2 protein-coding genes and 1 pseudogene are annotated in these 2076 nt (G+C 61.5%); 2 read left to right on the top strand and 1 reads right to left on the bottom strand.

Going from position 1 to position 2076, the window contains the following annotated elements; all coding sequences use genetic code 11:
* Positions 1-256: 256 nt before the first annotated feature.
* Together ADK28_RS01815 and ADK28_RS01810 are read left to right on the top strand one after the other, a co-directional pair.
* Positions 257-751, top strand: a complete 495-nt coding sequence (locus tag ADK28_RS01815) for an anti-virulence regulator CigR family protein (protein WP_033640576.1) — start codon at positions 257-259, stop codon at positions 749-751.
* A 114-nt stretch (positions 752-865) separates the two neighbouring features.
* Complete coding sequence (locus tag ADK28_RS01810) at positions 866-1396, top strand: chorismate mutase (RefSeq protein WP_033640575.1); 531 nt, start codon at positions 866-868, stop codon at positions 1394-1396.
* Positions 1397-1399: 3 nt separating this feature from the next.
* Here the strand turns inward: ADK28_RS01810 and ADK28_RS01805 are convergent.
* Positions 1400-2076 (bottom strand): annotated as a pseudogene (locus tag ADK28_RS01805) (serine hydrolase); the annotation flags it as partial.

Below are 2076 nucleotides of genomic sequence, written 5' to 3'. Positions count from 1 at the left end.
GATAAGAATAAGATTTGAGGTGCGACGAAAAAGAGCACGCTAACTCTTTTTTGTTACCTTCCCACGCTAGCGTAAGGCTTATTTTTCTTCAAGAAAAATCTGAAAAAAGCATCGGCATTCTCGAGGCATTTTGCGTTGAGACAAGGTTTGAAAGCGAATGCTGTAAAAGCGCACCGTTATCTCGGAGTTTTCCTTATACTTTGTCTGGAAAAGGCTAGCTATAGTCAACAGAGTCACCCACGCAGGAATACACAACATGAACAAACGTCGTACGACTCTCACGGTGTTGGCGCTGATTGCATCGCTGGGGTTGTCATCCGCCCCGGCCTTGGCCGACAAAGGCGGCAATGGTAACGGCAACGGGAACGGCCATGGTAACAGCGGCAATCACGGCAATAACGGTAACCATGGCAACAACGGCAATCACGGCAACAAAGGCAATAAAGATAAAGGCGGCTATAGGAACGACGATAATCTGGTCTCCGTCAGCCTCTCGCGCGACCGCGCCCGTTCGCTGGCGCACAACTATGGCCTGACCGGCTACAGCTCGCTGCCACCGGGCATCGCCAAAAATCTGGCGCGCGGTAAACCGCTGCCGCCGGGTATCGCCAAAAAAGTGGTGCCTTACTCGATGCTGCGTGAGTTGCCGCAGTACCCGGGTTATGAGTGGCGTATCGCCGGCGACGACCTGGTGCTGGTCGCACTCAGCACCGCGATTGTGGCCTCCGTGATCAATGGCGTTTTCGACTAACGTTTGTCGAGCGTTATCGGGCCTCGCTGCGGCGGGGCCTTTTTATTTGCCAGCGCGGGGCGGACGTGGTGAACTTTGGGCCTGACATTTTCACTGCATCATAAGGGAGGCGCCATGTTCAGGGCGTTATTGATAGCCTGCTGTTTGACCAGTTTTCCGGCGTTGGCAGACGGCGCCGCCGCCATCGGCGAGCTGGTGAACCAGCGGCTGTCGTTGATGAAAGACGTTGCCGGTTACAAGGCGCAGCAGCATTTACCGATCGAAGACCTGGCGCAGGAGGCGAAGGTGTTGGCCAGCGCGCAGGCGGAGGCGGGGCGTTTGGGGCTGGAGCCGGCGTCGGTGCGGCCTTTTATCGCCGCGCAGATGGACGCCGCCAAGGCGATTCAGTACCGCTATCGTGCCGACTGGCTGGCGAGCCCGGAGCCCGGCTGGCAGCCGCGGCCGTTGGCGCAGGTGCGCCCGCAGATCGCGCAACTGAGCAGCCAGATATTGCAACGCCTGGCGGAGCGGCTGCGTGCCGGCCCGCTCGGCGAGGCGGATCGGGCGGCGTTTATGGCGTCGGTGGATCAGGTGAATCTCAGCGCCGCCGACAAGCGGCGGCTGGCGGATGCGCTGCTGGCCGTCAAAACCGGCAGCGCACGCTGAGCGTCAGTCGCGGCCGACGGTGCTGCGGCGGAAGGTCAGCATCCGGCTGCGGCTGGCGATGAGATCCACGTTGTAACCGCGGAAATAGAGGCAAAAGCGTTTTAACCACGGGCCGTCCTGGCACTCCACCAGCATGCGGCCCTGGCCGAGCGGGCTGAGCGTGCCGGTCTGCGCCGCCGGACCGACGCCGATATGCACCCGATCGCCGCGAATTTCAAAGGCGGTGCGATAGTGCGGGTGATACCACAGCCCCTGCACATGCTTCAGGCAGTCGCCGTTGGCCGTGACCGGCAGAAAACGGCGCGCCACATGCCCGACTTCGCCCTCGATCGCTTCACCGGTCCATTTCAATTTGAGCGGCATATGGGCGGACAGCGACACGGCGTACCCGTCCTCGCCCTGATACAGCGGTTCATCGCTGCCCAGATAGGCCAGGTTGCCGTCTTTGACCTCCAGCCAGTGCGGCTCCGCCAGCGTGGCGTAGAGGCCGTCGGGGATCGCCGTGCTGCGCTGCGGCAGCGGTTCGCCGAGCAGCGCCGCCATCACCTGCAAAGCCATCCCGAAACTGTCGCAATCTTCGCGATTGGCCACCAGCGCGACGCCGGCCTGACGGTCGGGCGCCAGCAGGAAATAGGTTTTGTAACCGGCGTGGGAACCGCCGTGGCCGAGCAAGCGGCGGC

Origin of the sequence: Serratia sp. 506_PEND (assembly GCF_001076875.1) — a bacterium.
Classification (GTDB): domain Bacteria; phylum Pseudomonadota; class Gammaproteobacteria; order Enterobacterales; family Enterobacteriaceae; genus Serratia; species Serratia marcescens.
This window is presented reverse-complemented; position numbering and strand designations above follow the sequence as displayed.

What these genes read in the sequence shown, in the direction of transcription:
- ADK28_RS01815 (WP_033640576.1), top strand. Translation starts at nt 257, where the DNA reads ATGAACAAACGTCGTACGACTCTCACGGTGTTGGCGCTGATTGCATCG.
- ADK28_RS01810 (WP_033640575.1), top strand. Translation starts at nt 866, where the DNA reads ATGTTCAGGGCGTTATTGATAGCCTGCTGTTTGACCAGTTTTCCGGCG.